This window comes from Catenuloplanes japonicus (genome assembly GCF_000717135.1).
GTDB lineage: Bacteria > Actinomycetota > Actinomycetes > Mycobacteriales > Micromonosporaceae > Catenuloplanes > Catenuloplanes japonicus.
In genome coordinates, this window is sequence record NZ_JNXY01000037.1 from 46795 (window position 1) to 68060 (window position 21266).

A 21266-nucleotide genomic window follows, 5' to 3' on the forward strand; every position below is an offset into this window, starting at 1 on the left:
TGCACATCGTGCACGGCCCCCGGATCTTTTTGGGCTACGGCGGTGGATGGACAAAGGGTGCCCCCACCGTCAGGATTCGGCGGTGGGGGCGAATCTGTCTACGGTGGCGTCGGTGCTCGCGCTCATCAGCGCGCTGGCCGCGGCCGTCGCCGCCGTGCTCCGGCTCCGGCAGCGGCGGGCCATCGCCACGGACGCGCAACGGGCCACCTACCAGGTGCTGCACACGGCCGGCATGGCCGCGGAACCGCTCCGGGCCGGCCTCGACCGGGTGAACGCGGCCAAGGCGGTGCGGCATCTGCGTACCCTCGTCGGCGCTCCCGGTCTTGCTCTGGTCGGCGCGGACGGGGTGATCGCGCTCGACGGGCGCGGCGCCCACCACAACGCGCAGCTGGCCGCCGCGGGCGAACGCGCGATCGCGCAGCACCGCTCCGCCGTGCTCGGCGAGTCCGACCTGCCCTGCGACCGCGTGGACTGCATCGTGCGCGGCGCCGTGGTGGCGCCGCTGACCGGCGCGGACGGCGCCTCCGAGGCGGTGCTGGTCGCGATCGCGGACGGGCAGCCCGCGCCCGGACTGGTGCAGGCCACGCTGGAGACCGCGCGCTGGGCCGCGGCACAGCTGGCGCTGGCCGAGCTGGACTCGTCCCGCGACCGGCTGGCCCGCGCGGAGGTACGGGCGCTACGCGCGCAGATCAGCCCGCACTTCATCTACAACGCGCTGACCGCGATCGCCTCGTTCGTGCGCACCGACCCGGAGCGGGCGCGCGAGCTGATCCTGGAGTTCGCGGAATTCACCAGGTACTCGTTCCGGGCCCACGGCGAGTTCACTACGCTCGCCGAGGAGTTGCGCTCGATCGACCGGTACCTGACCATCGAGCGTGCGCGGTTCGGGGACCGTCTGCAGGTCCGCCTGCAGATCGCCCCCGAGGTGCTGCCGGTGAGCCTGCCGTTCCTCTGCCTGCAGCCGCTGGTGGAGAACGCGATCCGGCACGGCCTCTCGCGCAAGCCCGGGGTCGGCATGGTCAGCATCGACGCGACCGACGCCGGTGCGGAGTGCCACATCACGGTGGAGGACGACGGCGTCGGGATGGACCCGGCGACGCTCATCGCCGGGATGGCGCAGGCGGCCGCGGAGTCCGACGACTCCGGCCAGCACGTCGGTCTGTCGAACGTGGATGAGCGGTTGCGGTCGGCCTTCGGTGACCAGTTCGGCCTGGTCGTGGAGACCGCCCTCGGCGCCGGTATGAAGGTGAGCATGCGAGTGCCGAAGTTCCACCCGGGTGTACGGGCATGACGGCCTTTCTGCGTGTGCTGGCCGTGGACGACGAGCCGCCCGCGCTGGACGAGCTCGCGTACCTGCTGCGCACGGATCCGCGCGTGGCCCGGGTGCACACCGCGGGCGACGCCACCGAGGCGCTGCGGCTGCTGCGGGACACGGACGTGGACGCGGTGTTCCTGGACATCCGCATGCCCGGCCTGGACGGCATGGAGCTGGCGCGCGTGCTGCGCCGGTTCGCCCGGCCGCCCGCGATCGTGTTCGTCACCGCCTACGACGACGGCGCCGTGGACGCGTTCGACCTGGGCGTGACGGACTACGTGCGCAAGCCGGTCCGGATCGAGCGGCTGGCCGAGTCGCTGCGGCGGGTGGCCGAGGCCCGGGTGATCCCGGCGCAGCGGGCCGCGATGGCCCGGACCGAGGACGATCCGACCATCCCGGTGGAACTGGCCGGCACCACCAGGATGCTGCCGCGGTCCGCGGTGCGCTGGGTGGAGGCGCAGGGCGACTACGCGCGGCTGCACACCTCGGACGGCTCGCACCTGGTCCGGGTCCCGCTGGCCACGCTGGCCGAGCGCTGGGCCGACGCCGGGTTCGTGCGGATACACCGGTCTTACCTGGTGCAGCTGCGCCTGATCGCCGAGCTGCGCCTGGCCAACTCCGGTTACGTCGTGGTGGTGGACGGCACCGAGCTGCCGGTCTCCCGCCGGCACACCCGCGAGCTCAAGGACCGGCTGGTACGCGCCGCGAAGCAGGACTGGAACCGCTGACATGCCGGACCGGCCCGCCCGGGTACGGGTCGTGCTCGCCGAGGTCGGCCGCCCACGCGCGGCCGCCGACCGGGCGCGCGCGGACCTCGCCGAGCAGAACCAGGTCGGTGAGGCGCTGCTGCGCGGTCTGATGCGGGCCCAGTTCGCGCTGGCCGTGCGGCTGGCCGTGGTGGTCGGCGTCGGGCTCGGCGGACTGCCGCTGCTGTTCGCGATCGCGCCGTCGGTCAGCACCGTGACGGTCCTCGGCGTGAACCTGCCGTGGCTGCTGCTCGGCGTGGTCCCGTTCCCGTTCCTGGTCCTGGTCGGGTGGGCGTACGTGCACCTGGCCGAGCGCAACGACCAGGACTTCGCCGACCTGGTCGAGCGCCGATGATCAACGCCGCACACAATCCGTTCGTCATCCCGACCGTGGTCCTGATGACCGTCGCCACCGTCGCGATCGGCTTCTACGGGCTGCGGCTGGCGCGCACCACCTCGGACTTCCTGGTCGCGTCGCGGATGGTCAGCCCGGCCTGGAACGCGGCCGCGATCGGTGGCGAGTACCTCTCCGCCGCGTCGTTCCTGGGCATCGCCGGGCTGATCCTGAAGAACGGCGTCGACGTGCTCTGGTACCCGGTCGGGTTCGCCGCCGGCTACCTCGCGCTGCTGCTGTTCGTGGCCGCGCCGCTGCGCCGGTCCGGCGCGTTCACGCTGCCGGACTTCTGCGAGATGCGGCTCGGCTCCCGGCGGCTGCGCACGCTCGCGACCGTGTTCGTGGTCTTCATCGGCTGGCTCTACCTGGTGCCGCAACTGCAGGGCGCCGGGCTCACGCTGGCCACCGTGACCGGCGCGCCGTACGCGCTGGGTGCGCTGCTGGTCTGCGTCGTCGTCACCGCGAACGTGGCGCTGGGCGGGATGCGGGCGATCACGTTCGTGCAGGCGTTCCAGTACTGGCTGAAGCTGACCGCGCTCGCCGTACCCGCGATCTTCCTGGTCCTGGTCTGGAATGCGGACGGCCGGCCCTCGCCGGTGGACGGACTGACGTTTCCGCAGGCCACGGTCGTGACGATCGAGCATCCGGCCACGCTCACCATGACCGACGGCAGCGTGCTGACGGTGAAGGCGGGCGACGAGCTGACGTTCCCGGCCGGGGCCGCGGTGCCGGCCGTCGCGGGTATGGCGGACGGGCTGGACTGGCTGCTGCCCGGCCGCGGCGGGAGCCTCTTCGGCACGTACTCGCTGATCCTGGCCACGTTCCTGGGCACCATGGGCCTGCCGCACGTGCTGGTCCGCTTCTACACGAACCGGGACGGTGCGGCCGCGCGGCGCACCACGCTGGTCGTGCTCGCGATGGTCGGCGCGTTCTACCTGCTGCCCACGATCTACGGTGCGCTCGGCCGCATCTACACCCCCCAGCTGCTGCTCACCGGCGACACGGACGCGGCCGTGCTGCTGCTGCCCTCGGCGGCGATCGGCACCGGGCTGGGCGGTCAGCTGCTGGCCGCGCTGGTCGCCGCCGGCGCGTTCGCCGCGTTCCTGTCCACCAGCTCCGGCCTGCTCACCAGCGTGGCCGGCGTGCTCGCCACGGACGTGTTCGGCCGCGGCGGCTCCGTGCACACGTTCCGGCTGGCCGCGGTGGCCGGCGGCGTGATCCCGCTGTTGCTCGCGCTGAACGTGGCCTCGCTGGACGTGTCGCAGGTGGTCGGGCTCGCGTTCGCGGTCGCGGCGTCCAGCTTCTGCCCGCTGCTGGTGCTCGGCATCTGGTGGCGCGGCCTCACCGCCGCGGGCGCGGTGGCCGGCATCGTCACCGGTGGCGGCGCCGCGGTGGCCGCGGTGCTGGTCACGGTGCTCGGACCGCCGCTGTCCGGGTGGCCGGCCGAGGCGGTGGCCCAGCCGGCCGCGTGGACCGTCCCGCTCGCGTTCACCACCATGGTCCTGGTCTCGCTGGCCACCCGCCGGCACCTGCCGGGCACGGTCGGCGCCACCATGCTCCGGTTGCACGCGCCGGAGTCTTTGCACCTCTGAGTGCCGGGACCGGATACGGTCGATTCATGACGTTCGCCCTGGCGCTGCACGGACTCGCGAAGCGGTTCGCGGACAAGGTCGCGGTGGGCGGCGTCGATCTCGAGGTGCCGACCGGGTCGTTCTACGGCCTGCTCGGGCCGAACGGCGCCGGCAAGACCACCACGCTCTCCATGGCCGTGGGCCTGCTGCGGCCGGACGCGGGCACCGCGACCGTGCTCGGCCACGACGTGTGGACCGACCCGCTGGCCGCGAAACGCATGCTGGGCGTGATGCCGGACGGCGCGCGCCTCTTCGACCGGCTCACCGGCGCGGAGCTGCTGGCCTGCCACGGGCTGCTGCGCGGCATGCCGGCCGCGGTGGTCGACCAGCGGGCGCGCGAGCTGCTGGACGTGCTGGCGCTCGGCGACGCGGACCGGACGCTGGTCGTCGACTACTCGGCCGGCATGAAGAAGAAGATCGGGCTGGCCTGCGCACTGCTGCACGCGCCGAAGATGCTGGTGCTGGACGAACCGTTCGAGGCCGTCGACCCGGTGTCCGCGGCCCTGATCAGGGACATCCTTCAGCGGTACGTCGCGAGCGGCAACACCGTGATCTTCTCCAGCCACGTGATGGAGGTCGTGGAGCGGATCTGCACGCACGTGGCGATCCTGGCCCAGGGCCGGATCCTGACCGCGGGCACGATCGCGGACGTCCGGGCCGGCCGCTCCCTCGAAGACGTGTTCGTGCAGGTGGTGGGCGGCCGTACGGCCACCGGCCAGGAGCTCGCATGGCTGTGACGCCCTGGCATTTCGTGGGGCTGAAGTTGCGCGTGATGCGCAACGGTCTGCGCGGGCAGCGGTGGCGGATCGCGCTGTTCGTCATCGGCCTGTTCTTCGGCGCCTGGTTCTCCGTGATCGGCTTCGTGCTGTTCTCCGCGACCGGCTTCGCGCGTACCGACACCAGCCTGGTGCTGGTCGGCGGCCTGGGCGGTGCCGCGGTCGTGGTCGGCTGGCTGCTGATGCCGCTGGTCTTCTTCGGCGTGGACGAGACGCTGGACCCGGCCCGGTTCGCGCTGCTGCCGCTGGACCGCCGCACGCTGGTCAGCGGCATGTTCGCGGCCGCGCTGGCCGGTGTGCCCGCGTTCGCCACGCTGGCCGCCACGTCCGGCCTGGCCGTGGCCGCGCTGCTGCGCGGCGGTCCGGTGGCGGGCGCGCTCCAGGCGGTCGGCGTGGTCGCCGGGCTGCTGCTGTGCGTCTCGCTGAGCCGCGCCACGACCAGCGCGTTCTCCGCGATGCTGCGGTCGCGCCGGGTCCGGGACCTGGCCGCGATCCTGCTGGCGGTGCTGGCCGCGCTGCTCGGGCCGCTGCAGATCGGGCTGCTGGCCGCGGCCCGGACCGCGGACTGGAACGTGCTGGCCGGCGTCGCCCGGGTGCTCGGCTGGACGCCGCTGGCCGCGGCGTACACGCTGGGTCTGGACGTGGTGGAGGGTCGCTGGTGGGCGGTCCCGTTGAAGCTGCTGATCGTCGCCGGCACGATCGCGGCGCTGCTGTGGTGGTGGTCGGTGACGCTGGAGAACGCGATGGTCGGCACCGCGACCACCACGTCCGGCCGGGGCACGCGCGAGACGCCGCACACGTCGCCGACCACGCGGCTGTACCCCGTCCTGCTGCGCGGGCTGCCGCGGAGCCGGTCCGGCGCGCTGGTGGCGTTGCAGGTGCGGTACTGGTGGCGGGACACCCGGCGCCGGGCGAACCTGATCACGTTCGCCGTGGTGGGGATGTTCGTGCCGCTGATGGTCAACATCGGCAGCCGCGGCCTGATCGAGGGGTCCGCGGCCATCCCGCCGTCGCTGACCACGGTGAGCGCGTCGATGGTGTTCGTGGGCGTGCTCGGCGGCGTGGGGCTGGCGAACCAGTTCGGCTACGACGGCACCGCCTACTCCGCGAACATCATCGCGGGCGTGCCCGGGGCCGCGGAACTGCGCGCGCGGGTGGCCGGCTTCTCGTTCTACCTGGGCCCGCTGATCCTGGTGATCCCGGTGGCGCTGGCGCTGGTGCTGCACCGGCCAGGCTGGATCCCGTCGATGTGGGGCGCGGCCGCGGCCGCGTACGGCTGCGGCGTGGCGATCAACCTGTTCGTGTCCGTGCTCGGCGCGTTCTCGCTGCCGGAGACGACGAACCCGTTCGCGGTGAACACCGGCGCCGGCGTGACGAAGAGCCTGTTCAGCTTCGCCGCGATGCTGTGCACGCTGCTGCTCTCGGTGCCGGTCTTCGCGATGTCCACGCTGGCGGAGGAGACGTGGGTGTGGGCCGGGCTGCCGGCCGGCGTGCTCTACGGCGGGACCGCGCTGTGGCTGGGCACCCGCTTCGCCGGCCGGCTGCTGGACCGGCGCATGCCCGAGCTGCTGTCCGCGATCACGCCCCGGCGATGATGGGATCCGATCCCGCGGGGCGGGATCCGGTCCCCCGCGATGACCGGATCCCGGCCCGGCGAATGATGGACGCATGACTGAACCCGGTGCCCGCATCCACGCCACCGACCCGTTCGCGACGCCGGACGCGGAGAAGTCCCCGGTGCGGCGGCTGCGCGGCCGGCTGGCCTCGCCGGTGACGCTGTGGACCACGCCCGGCCCGGCCGGCCTGACCGTCTCCTCCACGCTGATCGCGGACGGCGACCCGGCCCGCGTGCTCGGCCTGGTCGACCCGGAGTCGGAGCTGTGGGACGCGGCCGAGCGGTCCGGCCGGATCGCGGTCACGCCGCTCGGCCCGCCGCACCGGCAGCTCGCGGACCGGTTCGCCGGCCTGATGCCCGCGCCCGGCGGCCTGTTCCGCGCCGATCCGTGGACCGAGACCGAGTGGGGCCCGGTCCCGGCCGGCAGCGGGACCTGGGCGGGCTGCCGCATCGACGGCGCTCGTGACATGGGCTGGACGCTGCTGGTCGAGGCGACGGTCGCGCACGTCGAGACGACCGGGGACGCAGCGCCGCTGCTGCACTACCGAGGGCGATACCGGGAGCTGAGCGACCGGTAAACGGCGTGACCCAGGTCACTGGGCGCAGTGGCATGTCCGTTCAGCGCAACTCCCGACCGGGATGACGATCAATACTTCACGGCCGGTCGCCGGCTTCCTACGGTGCGGAAGCGAATCGGCCCACACCCGTGAAGGTTGGTGTACCGGCAACATGAGTACGGACACTCCGGACAACAGCAGATACGTCGCCGTCCAGGCGACCGATGAGTTCGCGGGGCTGCGCAAGTCCCTGCGGAACTTCATCTTCCCGATGACGGTGGCCTTCTTCCTCTGGTACGCCCTCTACGTGATCCTGTGCGCCTACGCGCGCGACTTCATGGCCATCAAGGTCATCGGCCACGTCAACGTGGCGCTGATCTTCGGCCTGCTCCAGTTCGTGACCACGTTCCTGATCGCGTGGTTCTACTCGCGGTACGCCAACCAGCGCCTGGACCCGATCGCGGACCGGATCCGGGCGGAGCTCGAGGGCCCGGAGGACGCCAAGTGAAACTGATCAACCTGGACGTCCTCGCGGCCGAGGCCACGAACGACACCGCCCGTACCCTCACGATCTCGCTCTTCGTGGTCTTCGTGATCCTCACGCTGGGCATCACGATCTGGGCCAGCCGCCAGACCAAGAGCGCGGCCGACTTCTACGCCGGTGGCCGGTCGTTCTCCGGCTTCCAGAACGGCATGGCGATCGGCGGCGACTACATGTCGGCCGCGTCGTTCCTCGGCATCGCGGGCATCATCGCGCTGTCCGGCTACGACGGCTTCCTCTACTCGATCGGCTTCCTGGTCGCCTGGCTGGTGGCGTTGCTGCTGGTCGCGGAGCTGCTGCGGAACTCCGGCAAGTACACGATGGCGGACGTGCTGGCGTTCCGGATGCGGCAGAAGCCGGTCCGCACCGCGGCCGCGGTCTCCACCATCACGGTGTCGATCTTCTACCTGCTGGCCCAGATGGTCGGCGCGGGCGCGCTGGTGGCGCTGCTGCTCGGCATCAAGCCGGGCGCGACGTTCCTCGGCATGGACGCGGACGCGGCCAAGCAGCTGACCATCGTGCTGGTCGGCGTGCTCATGATCGTCTACGTGACGATCGGCGGCATGAAGGGCACCACGTACGTCCAGATCGTCAAGGCGTTCCTGCTGATGACCGGCGCGCTGGTCATGACGATCATGGTGTTCGCGGCCTTCAAGTTCAACCTGTCGTCGCTGCTCGGCAACGCCGCGGACGCGTCCGGCAAGGGTGAGGCGTTCCTCCAGCCCGGCCTGCGGTACGGCGTGGAGTCCGCCGACGCGCTCAAGACGCTCTGGAGCAAGCTGGACCTGCTCTCGCTCGGCATCGCGCTGGTGCTCGGCACCGCGGGCCTGCCGCACATCCTGATCCGCTTCTACACGGTGCCGACCGCGAAGGCGGCCCGGAAGAGCGTGCTCTGGGCGATCGGCATCATCGGCGTCTTCTACCTGATGACGCTGGCGCTCGGCTTCGGCGCGGCCGCCCTGGTCGGCAGCGCGAACATCACCGCGCAGGACAAGGCCGGCAACACGGCCGCGCCGCAGCTGGCGCAGGCGCTCGGCGAGCGGTACCTGGGCGGCGAGACCGGCGGCTCGATCCTGCTGGCGGTGATCGCGGCGGTGGCGTTCGCGACCATCCTCGCGGTGGTGGCCGGTCTGACGCTGGCCTCGTCCAGCTCGCTGGCGCACGACTTCTACGCCAACGTGATCAAGAGCGGCCAGGCCTCGGAGCGCCAGGAGGTGAACGTGGCCCGGATCTCCGCCTTCGGCATCGGCGCCGTGTCCATCGTGCTGGCGATCTTCGCGCAGAGCCTGAACGTGGCGTTCCTGGTGGCGCTCGCGTTCGCGGTGGCGGCCTCGGCCAACCTGCCGGCGATCCTCTACTCGCTGTTCTGGAAGAACTTCAACACGTCCGGCGCGGTCTGGGCGATCTACGGCGGGTTGATCACCGCCGTCGGACTCGTCATCCTCTCGCCCGTGGTGTCCGGGGCGCCGACCGCCATGTTCCCGAACGCGGACTTCGACATCTTCCCGCTCTCCAACCCGGGTCTGGTCTCCATCCCGGTCGGCTTCTTCTGCGGCTGGCTCGGCACGGTCATCGGCCGTGACAAGGCCGATCCGGCCAAGTTCGCCGAGCTCGAGGTGCGATCGATCACCGGCGCCGGGGCTCACTGAGCAATTTTCAACCTGGCCAGCGGGTGCACGCTTCGCTCAAGCCGACGGGACGGGCGCGCAGGGGTTGGGACCACGTTGAAAAAGGCTCACTGACACGCTGTGTGGAAGGGGCGGTCAGCACCTGACCGCCCCTTCGCTGCGTCCGGGGCGACCTATAGTCTGGGCACCATGGTCATTGCCCAGCGTTTCGGAGAGGGCCACCGGGTTCTCGTCACCGGCGGAGCCGGCTTCGTCCCGTCGCACCTTGTCGATGCGCTGATCGGCCGTGGCTGCACGGTCGTGGCGGTGGACAACTTCATCACCGGCGCCAAGGACAACCTCGGTCACCTGGCCGAGGACCCGCGGTTCACGCTGGTCGAGGCGGACATCTCCGAGGGCCTGCCCGGTCACCACCCGGCGATCGCGGAGCGGTTCGACGCGATCCTGCACATGGCCTCGCCGGCCAGCCCGACCGACTTCGGCTCGCTGCCGGTGGAGATCCTCCGGGTCGGCTCGATCGGCACGCTCAACCTGCTGGAGCGCGCCACCGCGGACGGCGCCCGGTTCCTGATGGCCTCCACCTCGGAGGCGTACGGCGACCCCCAGGTGCACCCGCAGCCGGAGTCGTACTGGGGGAACGTCAACCCGGTCGGCATCCGCAGCGTCTACGACGAGGCGAAGCGGTTCTCCGAGGCCGCGACCATGGGCTACCACCGCAGCCGTGGCACCGACGTGGCGATCGTCCGCATCTTCAATACGTACGGTCCGCGCATGCGCCCGGACGACGGCCGCGCGATCCCGACGTTCATCAGCCAGGCGCTGCGCGGTGAGCCGATCACCGTGCACGGCGACGGCTCCCAGACCCGCTCGATCACGTACGTGGACGATCTGGTCCGCGGCATCCTGCTGCTGCTCGACTCCACCGAGACCGGGCCGATCAACTGCGGCACCGAGCACGAGTTCACGATGCGCCAGCTGGCCGAGAAGATCACCGAGCTGGCCGGCAGCGCGTCCGAGGTCGCGTTCATCGAGCGCACGTCCGACGATCCGGAGAAGCGCCGCCCCGACCTGACGCTGGCCCGCACGCTGCTCGGCTACGAGCCGTCCGTCGGCCCCGACGAGGGCCTGAGCCGGACGATCGAGTACTTCCGGTCCAGAGTGAGCTGACCTGTATTTACTGTGCGTCGCCGAGCGAATGTGCGATAGCTACGTACTCTGGGATACATGTCACCCACGGCACAACCTGGATCATTCGGCGCCGGAGAGTACCGGCGTGATGCGGCGGGTCCCCGGAGCCGGGCGTCCGCGCCGGGCGGCAGCAGCGGCACCACGGTGCGCGGCGGCGCCTCGGTGCGCCCGGGGCGGGGCACCGCCCGGCCCGCGGCCACGCGCGCGCCGGTCAGGTCCGGTGGCGGCGGCCGCGGTGGTGAGCCGCCGCGCGGGCGGGGCACCTACAGCGGCGGCCGGCCTCCCCTGCGCCCGAAGTGGGGTCGGATCGCGCTGGTCGGCGGCATCGCGGTGCTGGTCCTGCTGCTCGCGCTCGGCGGCGGCCTCTGGGCGTACGCGGCGAATCTGAACGGCGATCTGAAGCGCACCGACGCGTTCGCGGACCTGCGCGACGGCCGGCCGGAGAAGCCGGTCGAGGGCACGATGAACATACTGCTGGTCGGCAGCGACTCCCGTGACCCGGACGCGCAGAGCGGCCAGGCCAGTGAGTGGCGCAGCGACACGATCATCCTGATGCACATCCCGGCCGACCACCAGAAGGCCTACCTCGTCTCGATACCGCGAGACCTGTACGTGCAGATCCCGACCAGCGCCGGCGCCGACTGCTCCGACAGCGCGCCGAACAAGATCAATGCCGCGTTCGCGTTCGGCGGCCTGCCGCTGGCGGTGAAGACCGTGGAGTGCTTCACGGACGTGCGGATCGACAACGTGGCCGCGATCGACTTCGCCGGCTTCGTGCAGGTCACCGACGCGCTGGACGGCGTGGACCTGACCGTCGAGCAGAAGACCACGTCGATCCACAAGCCGTTCCGCACCTTCGAGCAGGGTGTGAACCACATGAACGGCGAGGAGGCGCTGGACTGGATCCGGCAGCGCAAGCAGTTCCCGGAGGGCGACTTCGCGCGCATGCGCCACCAGCAGGAGTTCCTGAAGGCGTTGCTGGACAAGGCCGCGAGCTCCGGCACGCTGACCGACGCGGGCCGGATGGACGCGTTCCTCAAGGCGACCACGAACGCGGTGACCGTGGACGAGCAGTTCTCGCTCGTCGACATGGCGCTGGAATTCCGCAGTCTGCGCAGTGACGATTTGACGTTCATCACCAGTCCGAACAAGGGCAGTGATGTGCGGGACGGTCAATCCGTGGTGCTTTCCGATCGGGAGCCCGCACTCGCGCTCTTCGACGCGATCGCGAATGACCGGATGGGCGACTGGACGAAGGCGAACGCAGAGCCACCGGCCAAGACCACCCCGTGACACCAAGCGGTTTCCCAGGGGTTGTTAACCGTACGGCAACCTCTGGGACGCCGGAAGTTTGACATCCGAACCTAACTTGGCGGCCATACGGTCAAGAGGCGAGGGGATTTCACGAGTGGCGGCCAAGCGTCGTAAGGACCCGCTGTGGGCGCGACTCATCCTCATTTTCGGCGCTGTTCTGATCGTCGTGAGTGGAGGCACTCTGGTCGCCGCGCAAACGCTGATCAATCAGGCGACCAGCGCGATCACCCAGACCAATTTGTTGCAGGACGACGCCGGCGCGGCCGCCCAGGAGGGCGGCAACAACATCGACGGCGCGGTGAACCTGTTGCTGGTCGGCATCGACGCCCGCGAGGAGGGCTCCTCCGTCACGTCCGTGCTCTCCGACACGATCATCATCCTGCACATCCCGGAGACGCACGACCAGGCGTACCTCATCTCGATACCCCGCGATTGGCGCGTGGAGATCCCCGCGTTCACCAAGACCGGCTTCGAGGGCTCGACCGAGAAGATCAACGCCGCTTTCTCGTACGGCTACCAGGGCGACGGCACGGAGATCGAGAAGCGCAGCCGCGGCATGGAGCTGCTGGCCAAGACGCTTAACAAGATCACCGGCATCACGTTCAACGGCGCCGCGCTGATCGACTTCAACGGCTTCGCCAGCGTGATCCACGCGCTCGGCGGCGTGGACATGTGCGTCGACGAGGAGGCCGAGTCGGCCCACCTCGGCGTGGACGCCGACGGCAAGCTCGTCCAGGGGTGGTATTCGGAGACCAACGGCATCCAGCTGCCGGACGGGGTGAAGCCGCTGGTCCACAAGACCGGCTGCCGCACGATGAACGCGACCGAGGCGCTCGACTACGCCCGCATCCGCAAGAGCCTCAGCGACGGTGACTACGGCCGTCAGCGGCACCAGCAGCAGCTGATCAAGGCGATCGCCAAGAAGGCCACGTCCAGCGGCGTGCTGACCGACCTCGGCAAACTCAACAACCTGACCAAGGCCGCCGGCGACGCGTTCATCCTGGACACGCAGGGCATCGCGGTCGCGGACTACGTCTTCACGCTCAAGGGCGTCGCGGCGAACGACCTGATGCTCATCAAGACCAACTCCGGCAATCTGCGCTCCGAGCTGATCGACGGCGTCTCCTACGAGACGCTCGACGACGAGTCGCTCGACATGCTGGCCGCGGCGAAGACCGGCACGCTCGGCACGTTCCTGATCGAGCACCCGCAGTTCATCGCGAAGTCCGGCTGACCCGATCTTCCGCAGGCTCGTTACACCAGGTGATGTCCGTATCGTCACCACCTGGGAGAGTTCGGCATGCACGTCCGGTACCGCCCTGACGCCCCGGCCCAGCCCCGGTGGAACGCGCCGACCCGCGTGCAGACCATCGTCCGGCCGATCGTCGAGGCCGCGCTGCCGCCGGTGCCCGCTCCGGAGCCGGCACCGGTCACCGGGCGGCGGCGCCGTGATCGTCACCGCCGTCGCCGCAGCCCGCTCTGGGCCCGCCTGGCCGTGACGTTCGGCACGGTGGTGCTGATGCTCAGCGTCGGCGCGCTGGCCGGGGCACACGTGCTGATCGGCGAGGCGACGAAGAACATCACCCAGGACAACCTGCTCGGCGACGGCAGCAAGAGCGCGGCCGAGGGCGGCGACAGCGTGGAGGGCGCGATCGACATGCTGCTGCTCGGCGTGGACGTGCGGCAGAGCTGGGAGGAGAACAACACCCGCGCCGACACGATCGTCATCCTGCACGTGCCGGCCACCCATGATCAGGCGTTCCTGATCTCCGTGCCGCGGGACATGCTGGCCGAGATCCCGGCGTTCGAGAAGAACGGCTTCCCCGGCGCCACCGCGAAGGTCAACGACGCGTTCTACTACGGCGCGCAGAACGGCGGCGACTGGGCCGGCGGCGCGCAGCTGATGGCCGAGACGCTGAAGGAGGCGACCGGCATCGGCTTCGACGGCGCCGCGATCATCGACTTCGGCGGGTTCAAGAACGTCATCGACGCGCTCGGCGGCGTGCGGATGTGCGTGGACGAGGAGACCGTCTCGCACCACATGGTCATGATCGACGGCGAGCAGATGTTCAAGACGGACGCGCGCCGGTCCGGACGGCGCTGGGCCGCCGAGCCGGTCGTCTACGAGCCCGGCTGCCAGGAGATGAACGGCACCCAGGCGCTCGACTTCTCCCGGCAGCGCTACAGCCTCAGCGACGGCGACTACGGCCGGCAGCGCCACCAGCAGCAGATGATCAAGGCAATCGTGCGGAAGGCCACGGACGGCGGCATCGCCACCAACCCGCTGCAGGTCAACAGCCTGATCCACGCGGCCGGGGCGGCGTTCACCCTGGACACCGGCGGCATCCCGATCGCGGATTTCATCTTCGCGCTCAAGGGGGTGGCCGCCGGCGATCTGCTGACGCTCAACACCAACGGCGGCAGATTCAACCCCGTGACCATCGACGGTACGGAGTACGAGCAGCTTTCCGAGCTCAGCGTGCGGATGTTCTCCGCGGTACGGGAGGACCGGCTGATCGATTTCGTGATCGAGAACCCCGAGGTCGTTTCGCGGAGCTGACGGGTCGTACGCTGGGGGACGTGTTTGGATCACAGCTCCCCGGCGTGACCGCCGGCAACGTCCCGGACGGCGCCTACCTGCTCGACGTCCGGGAACAGGACGAGTGGGATGCCGGCCACGCGCCCGGCGCCCACCACCTGCCGATGCAGGAGGTCCCGGCCCGATTGGACGAGATCCCCTCCGACGGCGACGTGGTCGTCATCTGCCGGATGGGCGGCCGCAGCGGCCAGGTCGTGAACTACCTGATCAACAACGGGTGGGACAACGTGCGCAACCTTGAGGGCGGCATGAAGTCCTGGTCGGCCGCGTCCCGCGAGGTCGTCACCGACGACGGGACTCCCGCGCGCATCATCTGACGTCCGGCGCGTCAAGTGTGACGCTCGGCGCCCTCGTGCGACCGGCCACTGCCGAAACCCACGATGGCGAGGCAGACTCATACCCATGCCGGACCGTCCCGACTATGCCGCGTTCATCGCCGGGCACACCGCCGTGGTCAACATGATCAACTCCGGCGCGTCCGGCGTGACCGCGCTGAACCGGCTGCTGGAGGTCGTGCAGAACGCGCTCGGTGCGCTCGGCGTCTCCTTCGCCGAATTCGGGCCGAGTCGCGGCCGCGTGATCGCGGCCTGCGGCGCCTCCAGCTGGGCGCTCGGCCGCGCGGTCGATCATGCGGACCCGTCCGTGGCCAAGCTGCTCTCCGGCCCGGCCACGAACGACGTGCCGGTCAGCGCGCTGCCGGCCGAGCTGGCGCAGCAGTTCGCCTCGCGCGGCATCCGGCGCATGCTCGGCGCGCGCGTCGAGGCCGGCGGGCTCGCGCTCGGCTCGCTGCACGCGTTCTTCGCGGACGACGAGGCCGGCGGCACCGAGGAGCACGCGCTGCTCGGCTACGTCGCGGTCACGGTCGCGCACCTCTACGGCGACCAGTCCGGCCTGCCCGTGCACGGCGACGGCCCGGTGGTGGCCGCGCTCGCGGACGGCCTGGCGATCGTCGACTCCCAGGGCTACGTCCGGTTGTGGAACCCGGCCGCGGAGCGGGTGACCGGCAGGACCGCCGCGCAGGCGCTCAACCGCCCGCTGCCGTTCCCGTCGCCGCCGACCGGCCGCGTGATCGACCACCGTCTCCCGGACGGCCGCTGGATGAAGATCGCGGCCGGCGACCTGCCCGGCCGGTCGTACTCGCGCGTGGTGACCTTCCGCGACGTCAGCGACCAGCACCAGCTCAACCACGACTGGGACCTGTTCCTCGCCGTCACCAGCCACGAGCTGCGCACCCCGGTGACCGTCATCAAGGGGTACGCGGACACGCTCACCGGCCACTGGGACCAGCTGGGGGAGCCGGACCGCCGCGAGGCCGCCCGCGCGATCGGCCAGCGCTCCACCGACCTGGCCCGGCTGGTGGACCGGCTGCTGGCCACGACCGGCGGCCTCGGCCCGGTCGGCGGCGCCACCCCGGCCCCCTTCGACCTGGTGGAGGCGCTGCGCGCGGCCGTGACCGGGCTGCCGACCGACCTGCGCCGCCGGATCACGCTCGCACTGCCGGAGGATCTGCCGAAGGCGCTCGGCGACCGGGCCGCGGTCGCCACCGTGCTCACCGAGCTGGCGACGAACGCGGGGAAGTACGCGGAGGGCGACTCCCCCATCGAGCTGATCGCCGAGGCCGACGAGCAGACCGTGGCGTTCCGGATTAGCGACCGGGGCATCGGGGTACGTCCTGAGCACGTGGAACGCGCGTTCGACCGCTTCTGGCAGGGCGAGACGGGCGACCACCGCCGCTATCCCGGTGCTGGCCTCGGGCTGTTCCTGGTCCGCCGGATCGTGGAGCGGCAGAACGGATGGGCCTCCATCCGGCCACGGCCGGGCGGAGGGGCGATCGTAGAGGTGCGCCTCCCCCGCGGCTGACAGGTCACGCCGCGGGGGAGGGCCCTTGCTGAGACCTGCGAGGGGGCGGCGCATGACGGCCGTGCAACAGGAGACCGGGAGCGGCGGCGCGACGTCGCCCGGCGAGAACCGGTCCTGGAACCTCGTGGTGCCGCACCACGCGCAGGGCGTCCGGGCCGCACGGCGGCGGATGACCCAGGAGCTGACCGGCGCGATCACCGCGGGCCTGCTGTGCGACGTGGTCACGGTCGTCGCCGAACTGCTCAGCAACGCGATCCGGCACGCGCGACCGCTGCCGGGCGGCGTGATCCGGCTGAGCTGGCGGCTGCGCCGGGCCGCCGGGAACGCGCGCGTGCTCGAGGTCCGGGTGACCGACGGCGGCGCCGCGACCGGACCGCGCGTGCGCGAGGCCGGACCGCGCGCGATCGACGGCCGCGGACTGGGCATCGTGGCAGCTCTGGCACGGTGCTGGGGCACGGACCGGGACGCATCCGGCCACTCGGTCTGGGCCGAGTTCAACCCGGCCTGAGGCCCGCCGGAGACCCGCCCGAGGCCCGCTTGAGGCCCGGTCGAGGCCCGGTCGAGGCCCGCCCAAGGCCCGCTTGGGACCCGCCCGAGACCCGCCTGAGGTCCGGCCCGAGACCCGGTTCGAGACACGTCCGGGCACGCGCTCCGCGAAAATCCCGCGGACGGGACCCGTGCCGGACGAGACGGCCACGGGGGCGACCGCCTAGGCTGGGTCGCCGTGAGCAAGCGCCGTAGGAACACTCAGTCCGCCGCCGACGCGGCACCCAAACGCCAGAAGGTCCGGGACATCTTCGTCCACCGGCCGTTCGAGGGTCTCGCCGACGAGCCGGAGTGGGTCGCGCTGCGCGAGCTGGTCCCGGCCGCGTCCGCGCCGCTGCGTCTGGCCCCGGAGCTGGTGGAGAAGTACGGCGAGCGCAGCGTCACGCTCGCGACCGTGCTGCCGATGGCCTGGCCCGCGATGACCCGCCCGGACGGGCGCGTCTTCATCGGCCTGCAGCGGCACATCCAGTCCGGGGACGTCTCCCGCGACCTGGCCGCCGCGTTGCTGTCCGCATTGGAGACCACGCCGGGCGGCACCGTCTCCGTGCCCGCGCTGCCCGGCCCCGGCCCGCGGCTGCAGGACGTGCTCGCGGACGGCCCGCTGGACGTCACCATGCACGACGGGTTCGAGTTCTGGCTGGACGAGGGCGCTGCCGACGACCCGAACGTGGCGGCGTCGCTGGAGCGGGCGAACGCGTCCGTCTACCCGACCGTGCGACTGGCGGCGGCGCCGTCGGCGTACTGGTGTCGCGTACCGGAGAAATCCCACGTGCGGTGGGTGCTGCCGGACCACGAGGACGCCGCGCTGAACGCGCTGGCCCGGCTCAGCGCCGCCGGAGAGCTGAAGCTCGGCGAGGACACGAAGTTCGCCGGCATGTTCCGGGCGCACGGGCTGCTGGTGCCGGTCTGGGACCTCCCGGTCGACCAGGAGGCCGCGGAGTGGGAGTCGCCACTGGCCGACTTCGCGAAGCGGTACGCCGACGCGCTGAGTGAGGACACTCTGGACAGTGCCGCCCGGCGCGCCAAGCAGGGTCTTCTCGGGCGTCAGCTCACTCTTCGCTGATCTTCCCGGCCCGTCGGCTCGCGGCGGTGTGCGCCATGTGGGAAAAAGGTGAATAGCACGGATTCATGTCTCACTCCGCAGAATTCCGGGGCGTGGGGCTTCTTCCGTGCCGGGTCAACCACGTACCGTAGTGTCACGACAACCAATGGGACCTTTTGCCGGAGGTACCGATGTCTGTCTTTTCCGCTCGTACAACCGTCCCCACTCAACGTGCGCTCACCGCCGGCGAGATCCGTCCCCGCCAGGACGACGGACTCCCGGTGCCGCTGGACGGCGTCCGACCGGGTCCCGTCGAATGGGCCCGTCGCCGCCGCGCCGAGCGTGACGCGCGCCGCATCGAGGCCGCCGGCCACCGTGCACTGTCGCGGCTGGACCGTCTCGGCCCGGCGTGGCACATCGTCGACTGGCCCCGTGCCGACATGTCTCCCAGCCAGTTGCTGGACCTCGACGCGCAGGACGAGCGCGCCGGGTTCCTGGCGATCGGCCCGGGTGGCATCTTCGCGGTCGCGGTCGCCGATCACGGCCGGGCCCGCGTGCTCATCGCGGGCGACGTCGTGCAGATCAACGGGAAGCGCCCCAACTACGTGTCCGAGGCCAGGCGCGACGCCAAGCGCGCGGCCAAGGCGCTCACCGCCGCGGTCGGTCACGCGATCCCGGTCACGCCCGTGCTCACGTTCGTGGGAACCGGTGTGATCAGCGTCTACGGCCTGCCGAAGGACTGTCTCGTCGCCACCGAGCGCGAGCTGGACCGTCTGCTGGTCGCGGGCGGCGCCCGGATCAGCGCGGAGACCGCCAGCAAGCTCACGGCGGTCGCCGAACACCCCTCCACCTGGCTGAACGCGCCGTATCGTGCCGCCGAGAACTACCGGTGGTACTCCGACGGTCGTACCGCAGCCGACAAGCGCCCGCGCTGAACCGGCCCGCTGACGGCGGTGTTCTCATCCGGACCTCTCGTCCGGCTGAGAACACCGGCGTTCGCGCGCGCGTCTCAGACCAATAAGACCAAAAGCCGAGCGGCCCGTCCGGGTCCCGACTTCTGCGGTCACCTGCGCGATGATGGGTTGCGTCGCTGGTGGCTGCTGTCGGTATCCCGGCAGGGCTGAAGCGATCTTTCGGGGCTAAAGTTGTCGAGGTCCGGCCCGCCATGGTCCGTCGACACAGGGTTGGGAGGCGTGTGTTGGCACACCAGATCGAGCTGTCGCTCTCCGGTCACCAGTTCGCGCCACCGGTGTCGGCGCAGCTCACCGGCATGGCCGGGTGGGCGGCGGTCGCGGAGTCCGCGGCGGAGCAATGCCTGGTGATCGACACGAACCTCACGATCGTGGCGGCCTCGCCGTCGTGCTGCACACTGCTCGGCATGGGCGACCCGAACGAGATCGTGGGCCGGCCGCTGCTCAAGGTGCTGCGCCTGATCGACTTCACCGCGAATCGGAACCTGCTCACCGATTCGGACATCGACAAGATCCCGCCGCTGCTCGCGGTCACGTCCGGGCGGCTGGCCCGAGGGCTGATGCGCGTCGACGGCGCGGCCGAGCCCGGCACCGACGAGACCGTCGACGGCATCGCGACGCCGCTCTTCCACGACACCGCCGTGAGCGGCTCCCTGACGTTCTTCGCGCAGATCACCTGAGCCTCCTTCCTGGCCGGGGGAAAACTTCCGAGGGCGAAAGCCAGATGCTCGGCTCAGACCCGCGACGGGCCTAATATCTAGCCTCGTGGTTGTCCTGCGCGTACGGCGTACCCTCGTGGCTCTGGGGGTCTGTGTGGTGCTCGGTGCCTGTGGGGTGCCGCCTGAGCTGGAGGAACAGCGTCAATCCCACGCGGTGCCGTCCGCGGCCGCGTCGGTTCCGGCGGATGGTTTGCCGACCGTGCCCGCGCCCTGGCCGACGCCGACCGCGGTGCCGACGACCGGGTTCGCCGAGAGCGTGCTGGTGGCGTGCGGTGGGAAGCCGTCCGCGGCGAGCGTGATCGCGCTGATGCGGAACACCGGCGGGCTGGTGCCGGCTACCGGGACCGCGCGGGTGACCAGCGGTCCGTTCTGTGCGGGTACGTGGCAGATCAGCCAGGTCGCGATACCGGAGGCGGAACCGTTGTTCGTGGTGACCAGCGGCGCGCCGGAGAGCCTGAAGCTGGTGACCGCGGGGACGAACGTGTGCAGTCCCAGGGTCCGCGGTGCCGCGCCGGCCGCGGTGCGCGCGGTGGCCTGCGACGAGGCGGCGCTGCCCAGCCCGGCACCCACGCTGCCGCGCACCCCGTCCCCCACCCCGTCCGACCGCCTGGAGATCTGACCGCCCCCGGACCATGATCGGGGCGTCCCCCATGTTGCTCTAACGACATGAGGGACGCCCCGATCACCAGAGGGCGGGCTACTAGAGTTTGCGCATGCGCTTCGTCTATCTGGGTCCCGAGGCCACGTTCACCGAGCAGGCGCTGCTCACGGTGGAGGAGGCGGTCGCGGGTGACCGGGTGCCCGCGCGCAGCGTGCCGGAGGCGCTGGACGCGGTCCGCGCCGGTGACGCGGACGCCGCGCTGGTCCCGCTGGAGAATTCGATCGGCGGCGCGGTCCCGATCACGCTGGACGAGCTGATCGCGGGCGCGCCCCTGATGATCACGCGCGAGGTGGTGATCCCGGTCGAGTTCGTACTGGGCGCGCGCGCCGGGACGAGGCTGGCCGACATCCGTACCGTGGCGGCGCACCCGCAGGCGTCCACCCAGTGCCGCAACTGGCTGCGCGCGCACCTGCCGCAGGCCGAGGTCACGGACGTGCTGTCCAACTCGGCGGCGGCGATCGCGGCCGCGGAGGGCGAGTTCGACGCCGCGATCTGCGCGCCGCTGGGCGCCACCCGCTACGAGCTGGCCGTGCTGGCCGACAAGATCGCCGACCACTCGCATGCCGTGACCCGGTTCGCGCTGGTCACGCGCCCGGCCGCACCGGCGGCGCCGACCGGGGACGATCTCACGTCGCTTGCGCTGATCATCCGGCACGACCAGGTGGGCGCGCTGCTGACCGTGCTGACCGAGCTGTCCGTGCGCGGCATCAACCTGACCCGCATCGAGTCTCGGCCGACCGGTGAGCAGCTCGGGCGGTACGTCTTCTTCCTCGACTGCGCCGGCCACGTCGCCGAGGTCCGGTTCGGTGAGGCGTTGCAGGGCCTGCGCCGGGTCTGCGCGGACGTGCGCTTCCTCGGCTCCTACCCCCGCCACCGCTGGACCCCGGAGCTGGACCACCCGGTTCCCGCACCCGCGGGCCTGTCCGACGACGACTTCGCGGCCGCGGCCACCTGGGTAGAGGGCCTCCGCCGCGGCGCGTGACGACCACGCTTTCGTCCGCGGTTCCCCCGAGCCGCCGCTGACTCGACCACGTCGTGAGACGCAGGCGACCAGAGGTGGCGGGCTCGGAGGAGCGGAGCGACGACCAGAAACCCAGTCGTGACGACCACGCTTTTCGTCTGCAGTTTCCCCCGAGCCGCCGCTGACCCGGCCACGTCGTGAG

20 protein-coding genes and 1 pseudogene are annotated in these 21266 nt (G+C 71.2%); 20 read left to right on the forward strand and 1 reads right to left on the reverse strand.

All coding sequences use genetic code 11. The features are described 5' to 3' along the window. Positions 1 to 82: 82 nt before the first annotated feature. The 19 genes and pseudogenes from OP04_RS40600 to OP04_RS40690 all read left to right on the forward strand — a co-directional run bounded on the left by OP04_RS40600 (position 83) and on the right by OP04_RS40690 (position 19403). Positions 83 to 1291: a sensor histidine kinase gene (locus OP04_RS40600; protein WP_033345327.1), complete on the forward strand. Its 1209-nt coding sequence runs from the start codon at positions 83 to 85 to the stop codon at positions 1289 to 1291. Continuing rightward, on the forward strand, positions 1288 to 2043 hold the full coding sequence (locus tag OP04_RS40605) for a LytR/AlgR family response regulator transcription factor (RefSeq protein WP_033345328.1): 756 nt from the start codon (positions 1288 to 1290) through the stop codon (positions 2041 to 2043). The genes OP04_RS40600 and OP04_RS40605 overlap by 4 nt, the downstream gene beginning before the upstream one ends. Position 2044: 1 nt before the next feature. Continuing rightward, on the forward strand, positions 2045 to 2416 hold the full coding sequence (locus tag OP04_RS40610) for a hypothetical protein (protein ID WP_033345329.1): 372 nt from the start codon (positions 2045 to 2047) through the stop codon (positions 2414 to 2416). Then, positions 2413 to 4047 (forward strand): sodium/solute symporter, encoded by a 1635-nt coding sequence (locus OP04_RS40615; RefSeq protein ID WP_033345330.1) that lies wholly within the window; start codon positions 2413 to 2415, stop codon positions 4045 to 4047. The genes OP04_RS40610 and OP04_RS40615 overlap by 4 nt, the downstream gene beginning before the upstream one ends. Positions 4048 to 4073: 26 nt before the next feature. Then, positions 4074 to 4823, forward strand: a complete 750-nt coding sequence (locus OP04_RS40620) for an ABC transporter ATP-binding protein (protein WP_033345331.1) — start codon at positions 4074 to 4076, stop codon at positions 4821 to 4823. Continuing rightward, on the forward strand, positions 4814 to 6457 hold the full coding sequence (locus tag OP04_RS40625) for a hypothetical protein (protein ID WP_033345332.1): 1644 nt from the start codon (positions 4814 to 4816) through the stop codon (positions 6455 to 6457). Before OP04_RS40620 ends, OP04_RS40625 begins: the two co-directional genes overlap by 10 nt. A 64-nt stretch (positions 6458 to 6521) precedes the next feature. Continuing rightward, positions 6522 to 7046, forward strand: a pseudogene (locus OP04_RS40630) (flavin reductase family protein); the annotation flags it as partial. Positions 7047 to 7206: 160 nt separating this feature from the next. Further along, positions 7207 to 7542, forward strand: coding sequence for a DUF485 domain-containing protein (locus tag OP04_RS40635; protein WP_033345334.1), 336 nt, complete (start codon positions 7207 to 7209; stop codon positions 7540 to 7542). A 5-nt stretch (positions 7543 to 7547) separates the two neighbouring features. Continuing rightward, on the forward strand, positions 7548 to 9224 hold the full coding sequence (locus tag OP04_RS40640; RefSeq protein ID WP_033345409.1) for a solute symporter family protein: 1677 nt from the start codon (positions 7548 to 7550) through the stop codon (positions 9222 to 9224). Between the two features lie 168 nt (positions 9225 to 9392). Beyond that, on the forward strand, positions 9393 to 10370 hold the full coding sequence (locus OP04_RS40645; RefSeq protein WP_033345335.1) for a UDP-glucuronic acid decarboxylase family protein: 978 nt from the start codon (positions 9393 to 9395) through the stop codon (positions 10368 to 10370). A gap of 57 nt (positions 10371 to 10427) precedes the next feature. Beyond that, positions 10428 to 11684, forward strand: coding sequence for an LCP family protein (locus OP04_RS40650; RefSeq protein WP_033345336.1), 1257 nt, complete (start codon positions 10428 to 10430; stop codon positions 11682 to 11684). Between the two features lie 187 nt (positions 11685 to 11871). Continuing rightward, positions 11872 to 12939 (forward strand): LCP family protein, encoded by a 1068-nt coding sequence (locus OP04_RS40655; protein WP_198154158.1) that lies wholly within the window; start codon positions 11872 to 11874, stop codon positions 12937 to 12939. A 66-nt stretch (positions 12940 to 13005) separates the two neighbouring features. After that, positions 13006 to 14265, forward strand: coding sequence for an LCP family protein (locus tag OP04_RS40660; RefSeq protein ID WP_085067167.1), 1260 nt, complete (start codon positions 13006 to 13008; stop codon positions 14263 to 14265). 20 nt (positions 14266 to 14285) lie between these two features. Beyond that, positions 14286 to 14621, forward strand: coding sequence for a rhodanese-like domain-containing protein (locus OP04_RS40665; protein ID WP_033345337.1), 336 nt, complete (start codon positions 14286 to 14288; stop codon positions 14619 to 14621). 85 nt (positions 14622 to 14706) lie between these two features. Continuing rightward, complete coding sequence (locus OP04_RS40670; protein ID WP_033345338.1) at positions 14707 to 16164, forward strand: sensor histidine kinase; 1458 nt, start codon at positions 14707 to 14709, stop codon at positions 16162 to 16164. A 52-nt stretch (positions 16165 to 16216) separates the two neighbouring features. Further along, entirely contained in the window at positions 16217 to 16672 is a 456-nt protein-coding gene (locus tag OP04_RS40675; protein WP_051799836.1) for an ATP-binding protein, read from the forward strand. 216 nt (positions 16673 to 16888) lie between these two features. Continuing rightward, on the forward strand, positions 16889 to 17773 hold the full coding sequence (locus tag OP04_RS40680; RefSeq protein ID WP_033345339.1) for a DUF5926 family protein: 885 nt from the start codon (positions 16889 to 16891) through the stop codon (positions 17771 to 17773). Positions 17774 to 17943: 170 nt separating this feature from the next. Continuing rightward, entirely contained in the window at positions 17944 to 18687 is a 744-nt protein-coding gene (locus OP04_RS40685) for an NERD domain-containing protein (protein ID WP_033345340.1), read from the forward strand. Between the two features lie 263 nt (positions 18688 to 18950). Further along, complete coding sequence (locus OP04_RS40690) at positions 18951 to 19403, forward strand: transcriptional regulator (protein ID WP_033345413.1); 453 nt, start codon at positions 18951 to 18953, stop codon at positions 19401 to 19403. 180 nt (positions 19404 to 19583) lie between these two features. Here OP04_RS40690 and OP04_RS54065 read toward each other — a convergent pair whose 3' ends face one another. Beyond that, entirely contained in the window at positions 19584 to 20024 is a 441-nt protein-coding gene (locus OP04_RS54065; RefSeq protein WP_033345341.1) for a hypothetical protein, read from the reverse strand. A gap of 131 nt (positions 20025 to 20155) precedes the next feature. Between OP04_RS54065 and pheA the strand changes: the two genes are divergently transcribed. After that, the gene (gene pheA, locus OP04_RS40700; RefSeq protein ID WP_033345342.1) at positions 20156 to 21085 is read left to right on the forward strand and encodes a prephenate dehydratase; all 930 of its coding nucleotides are present in this window, start codon (positions 20156 to 20158) and stop codon (positions 21083 to 21085) included. Positions 21086 to 21266: the final 181 nt, after the last annotated feature.

What these genes read in the sequence shown, in the direction of transcription:
- OP04_RS40605 (WP_033345328.1), top strand. Translation starts at nt 1,288, where the DNA reads ATGACGGCCTTTCTGCGTGTGCTGGCCGTGGACGACGAGCCGCCCGCG.
- OP04_RS40610 (WP_033345329.1), top strand. Translation starts at nt 2,045, where the DNA reads ATGCCGGACCGGCCCGCCCGGGTACGGGTCGTGCTCGCCGAGGTCGGC.
- OP04_RS40615 (WP_033345330.1), top strand. Translation starts at nt 2,413, where the DNA reads ATGATCAACGCCGCACACAATCCGTTCGTCATCCCGACCGTGGTCCTG.
- OP04_RS40620 (WP_033345331.1), top strand. Translation starts at nt 4,074, where the DNA reads ATGACGTTCGCCCTGGCGCTGCACGGACTCGCGAAGCGGTTCGCGGAC.
- OP04_RS40625 (WP_033345332.1), top strand. Translation starts at nt 4,814, where the DNA reads ATGGCTGTGACGCCCTGGCATTTCGTGGGGCTGAAGTTGCGCGTGATG.
- OP04_RS40635 (WP_033345334.1), top strand. Translation starts at nt 7,207, where the DNA reads ATGAGTACGGACACTCCGGACAACAGCAGATACGTCGCCGTCCAGGCG.
- OP04_RS40645 (WP_033345335.1), top strand. Translation starts at nt 9,393, where the DNA reads ATGGTCATTGCCCAGCGTTTCGGAGAGGGCCACCGGGTTCTCGTCACC.
- OP04_RS40650 (WP_033345336.1), top strand. Translation starts at nt 10,428, where the DNA reads ATGTCACCCACGGCACAACCTGGATCATTCGGCGCCGGAGAGTACCGG.
- OP04_RS40660 (WP_085067167.1), top strand. Translation starts at nt 13,006, where the DNA reads ATGCACGTCCGGTACCGCCCTGACGCCCCGGCCCAGCCCCGGTGGAAC.
- OP04_RS40670 (WP_033345338.1), top strand. Translation starts at nt 14,707, where the DNA reads ATGCCGGACCGTCCCGACTATGCCGCGTTCATCGCCGGGCACACCGCC.
- OP04_RS40675 (WP_051799836.1), top strand. Translation starts at nt 16,217, where the DNA reads ATGACGGCCGTGCAACAGGAGACCGGGAGCGGCGGCGCGACGTCGCCC.
- OP04_RS40685 (WP_033345340.1), top strand. Translation starts at nt 17,944, where the DNA reads ATGTCTGTCTTTTCCGCTCGTACAACCGTCCCCACTCAACGTGCGCTC.
- pheA (WP_033345342.1), top strand. Translation starts at nt 20,156, where the DNA reads ATGCGCTTCGTCTATCTGGGTCCCGAGGCCACGTTCACCGAGCAGGCG.